Below are 4252 nucleotides of genomic sequence, written 5' to 3' on the forward strand. Positions count from 1 at the left end.
GCGCCCGCGCCGCCGCAACTGGACGAGAACGGCAATCCGCTGCCGCCGGCCGATCCGAACGCCGTCGCCGCCCCCGCCGCGCCGCTCGATCCGAACGCGCCGGTCGACCCGGCGCTGCCGGTACCGGCCGCGCACGATCCGGCCGCAGTCGACGCGGCCCCGGCCGCGCCCACGCCCGCGGGCGAACCCACGCCGGAAGACGCGGTCGCGGTGGTGCGCGACTACTACGCCGCGATCAACGCCCACCGCTACGACCGCGCCTATGCGCTGTGGTCCGACGGCGGCCGCGCCAGCGGCCAGGACGCGCAGCAGTTCGCCAACGGCTTCGCCCAGACCGCCGGCGTGTCGGTGGAACTGGCGCCGGCCGGCCGCGTCGATGCCGGCGCCGGCCAGCGCCATATCGAAGTGCCGGTGTCGATCACCGCGACCCAGCGCGACGGCAGCCAGCGCCGCTTCGTCGGCGCCTACACCCTGCGCCGCACCGTGGTCGACGGCGCCAGCGCCGAACAGCGCGCCTGGCGCATCGCCAGCGCCGACATCCGCGAGCTCAAGCCGTGAACCTCGCGCGCCCGGCGCTCGCCGCCGCGCTGGCGCTGGTCCTGGCCGCTTGCCAGCGCGAGGCCACCGCGCCGGCGGCGCCTGCGCAGGACGCCGCGAAAGCCGCGCCGGCCGCGTCCGCGCCGACATCGCAATCCGGCAACACGCCCGAACACCCCGCGCTCGCGCCGGTAAGCGACTACGTGCTGCCCGGCGCGCTGGCGCCCGACCTCGGCGTCGAGCAACTGCGCCAGTTGTTCGGCGCCGGCAACGTCGCCATCGACGAGCACCTGCCCGGCGCCGAAGGCGAACAGATCCGCGGCGCGCGCCTGTTCGGCGCCGACCCGGCCCGGCGCGCGCGCCTGTACTTCCAGGACAGCCAGGCCTTGCGCGGCCTGTCGATGGTGGTGGTCGACGATCCAGGCAGCCGCTGGCGCCTGGACAACGGCGTCGCGATCGGCCTGCCGCTGGCCGATCTGGTCCGCCTCAACGGCAAGCCGCTGCGGTTCTACGGGCTGGACTGGGACTACGGCGGCATCGTCACCGACTGGAACGGCGGCGCGCTCGCGCCCCAGGACGGCGACCCGGTGCAACGCGGCGCGCGCCTGGGCTGGGCCGACGACGCGCCGGCCCACGCCGCCGCGCCGGTCGGCGACGGCGAGTTCTCCAGCGACGACCCTCGTTATCCCAAACAGGGCGCGCTGCTGCAGGTCGGCGAGCTGAGCGTGTCCTTCCCCGGCGAGGACGACCTGTGACGCCGCGGCCGCGCGCATGAGCGGCGCGCCGCGCATCGTGCTGGACAGCAACGTCTGCCTGGACTTGTTCGCGTTCCGCGACCCGGCGGTGGCGCCGCTGCTGCGCGCGCTGCGCGAAGGCGCGCTGGCCGCGGTCACCGACGCCGCCTGCCGCGAGGAATGGCAGCGCATCCTCGACTATCCCAAGCTCGGTTTGAGCGCGCGCACGCGCGCCGAGTGCCTGAGCGAGTACGACCGCTGGCTGCATCCGTTCGCCGGCATCGACACCAACCCGGCGGCGGCGCCGCCGCTGCCGCGCTGCGCCGATCCGGACGACCAGAAATTCCTCGAACTGGCCCAGGCCGCCGGCGCGCGCTGGCTGCTCAGCCGCGACCACGCGCTGGTGGTGCTGGGCCGGCGTACCGCGCGCGCCGGGCTGTTCGAGATCATGACGCCGCAGACCTGGGTGGCGTTGGAAGCGTGGCGCTCGCCTGGCGCCTGATCGGGTTGTGAAAGGAAAGCATCGGGCCTGAAGGCCCTCCCACAGTAGCCGAAGCCGGCTGTTGTGGGAGGGCCTTCAGGCCCGACGCTCTCTTCCAAGTTCGCCGCGCCGGCCCACGGCCGCATGCCATACTCGCCACCATGCAAGGCGTGCCCGACCGCTTCGACGATGCCTTCGATGCCGCCCAGTTCCGGCAGGTCGCCCATCGCCCCGGCGTCGAACTCTACCGCGCCCACATCGTCCGCCACTCGTTCGATCCGCACACCCACGAAGCCTACGGCCTGGGCGCGATCGAATCGGGCGTGGAACGTTTCCGCTACCGCGGCAGCGACCACCTCGCCCCGCCCGATTCGCTGGTGCTGATGAACCCCGATGTGCTGCACACCGGCCACGCGGTAACGGCCGAGGGCTGGCGCTATCGCATGATCTACGTCGAACCCGACGCGGCCGCGGACATCGTCGGCGAGCCGGGCTGGTGGTTCGACGAGGCCGTGCGCCACGACCCGCGCCGCGCGCGCCGCATCACCGCGCGCCTGGACGCGCTGTGGCATGCGCGCGAACCGCTCGACTTCGACAGCCAGCTGCACGCGCTGCTGGAGGAATTCCGCGACCACGCCAAGACCCCGCGCCGCGCGCGCGCGGAAGCGCCCAAGCGCTTCGCCGCGGTGCTCGACTGCCTGCGCGCGCGCCTGTCCGAGCGCGTCACCCTGGACGAACTGGCCGCGGTCGCCGAACTGAGCCCGTTCCACTTCCTGCGCCAGTTCCGCGCGCAGTACCACGTCACCCCGCAGCAGATGCTGATGGCGCTGCGCCTGCACGAAGCCAAGCGCCTGCTCGCCGCCGGCGTGGCGCCGGCGCGCATCGCCGCCGATACCGGCCTGACCGACCAGGCGCACCTGACCCGCGCGTTCCAGCGCCGCTACGGCGTCACGCCTGCGCGCTACCAAAAGCAAATCCGCGGCTGAAGCCACGACCGCTCCCTGTAGGAGCGGCGCAAGCCGCGACCGCGAAACCGCAGCTGCGACGCAACCTGCCGCCCCGCAGTCGCGGCTCGCGCCGCTCCTACAGTCGCTGCGTTGCGGCAGCGCTGGGAACCGCAATCTCGTACAAGACACGCGCCTCGCGCCGCGCCATCCTGCGGCCATGCTGCTAGGAACCCTCTACGCCCTGCTTGCCGGCCTGATCTGGGGCCTGGTCTTCGTCGGCCCGCTGTTGCTGCCCGAGTACCCCGCGGCGCTGCAGTCGGTCGGCCGCTATCTCGCCTTCGGCCTGATCGCGCTGCCGCTGGCCTGGCTCGACCGCAAGGCGCTGCGCCAGCTCGGCCGCGCCGATTGGATCGAAGCGCTGAAGCTGTCGCTGATCGGCAACCTGCTCTATTACCTGTGCCTGGCCAGCGCGATCCAGCGCGCCGGCGGGCCGCTGCCGACGATGATCATCGGTACCTTGCCGGTAGTCATCGCGATCAGCGCCAACCTGCGCAACGCGCGCCGCGACGGCCGCCTGCCGTGGGCGCGACTGGCGCCGTCGCTGCTGCTGATCGCGCTCGGCATCGCCTGCGTCAACCGCGCCGAACTGCGCGAACTGCAGGCGCGCACCCACGCCGACCTGCACCGCTACGCGCTCGGCGGCCTGCTCGCGTTCGGCGCGGTGATCTGCTGGACCTGGTACCCGCTGCGCAACGCCGACTGGCTGCGCGCGCATCCCGACCGCAGCCCGCGCACCTGGGCCACCGCGCAAGGCGTGGCGACGCTGCCGCTGGCGCTGGCCGGCTACCTCGCGCTGTGGCTGTACATGAGCGCGACGCAGTCGCCGTTCCCGATGCCGTTCGGTCCGCGCGCGGGCTACTTCATCGCCTTGATGGCGGCGATCGGCCTGCTCGCTTCGTGGGTCGGCACGCTGTGCTGGAACGAAGCCAGCCAGCGCCTGCCGACCGCGCTGGCCGGGCAGCTGATCGTGTTCGAAACCCTGTTCGCGCTGGCCTATGCGTTCATGCTGCGCGGGCAGGCGCCGCCGGCACTGACCTTGGTCGGGATCGCGTTGCTGGTGGCGGGCGTGTTGTGGGCGCTGCGGATCAAACCGGTGCCGCCAGAGGTCGTGGCGGAAAGCGCGGCCTGAGCGTTGCGGATCCAGTCGCCATCCAAGCCGGCGCATCGCAGCGACGCCTCGTGCGCCCTATCGAAAGAATATTCACGCACTCCCGCTGCGCCAGCGGCCAGCGACAGCGGCGCGGCGTTTTGCCGCATCTGCGCGCAGCGCGGCGGCCCTAGGCTGGCCGGCATTTTCCCGCTGCCATGGCCTCGCATGCGCGCCGTCACGCTTTCATCGATCCTTCCCGTGTCGACCTTGTTGTCGCTGTCTCTCGCCGGCGCCGCCCACGCGCAGCCGCCGGAGGCGACGGCTGCGCCCGACGCGAACGCCGCCACCGCAACCACGCTCGACCGCCTGCGCGTGCACGGCCAGCGCCCGGCCACCGTCGCCG

At 73.0% G+C, this 4252-nt stretch carries 5 protein-coding genes; all 5 read left to right on the forward strand.

The annotated features are described in order from the left end of the window. A partial coding sequence (locus tag A7A76_RS02550) for a hypothetical protein (RefSeq protein WP_206409721.1) occupies positions 1-558 on the forward strand: 558 nt, incomplete at its 5' end. Then, a complete protein-coding gene (locus A7A76_RS02555) occupies positions 555-1292 on the forward strand; it encodes a hypothetical protein (protein WP_206409722.1) in 738 nt (245 codons plus the stop codon). The genes A7A76_RS02550 and A7A76_RS02555, both read left to right, overlap by 4 nt. 16 nt (positions 1293-1308) lie before the next feature. Further along, positions 1309-1773: a PIN domain-containing protein gene (locus A7A76_RS02560; RefSeq protein ID WP_206409723.1), complete on the forward strand. Its 465-nt coding sequence runs from the start codon at positions 1309-1311 to the stop codon at positions 1771-1773. A gap of 140 nt (positions 1774-1913) precedes the next feature. Next, positions 1914-2738, forward strand: coding sequence for an AraC family transcriptional regulator (locus A7A76_RS02565; protein ID WP_096379510.1), 825 nt, complete (start codon positions 1914-1916; stop codon positions 2736-2738). Positions 2739-2916: 178 nt separating this feature from the next. After that, positions 2917-3888 carry a DMT family transporter gene (locus A7A76_RS02570; protein ID WP_206409724.1) on the forward strand — a complete coding sequence of 324 codons (972 nt, stop codon included), beginning with the start codon at positions 2917-2919 and terminating at the stop codon, positions 3886-3888. The last annotated feature ends 364 nt before the right edge of the window (positions 3889-4252 follow it).

It is taken from the genome of Lysobacter enzymogenes, from assembly GCF_017168095.1.
GTDB lineage: Bacteria > Pseudomonadota > Gammaproteobacteria > Xanthomonadales > Xanthomonadaceae > Lysobacter > Lysobacter enzymogenes_D.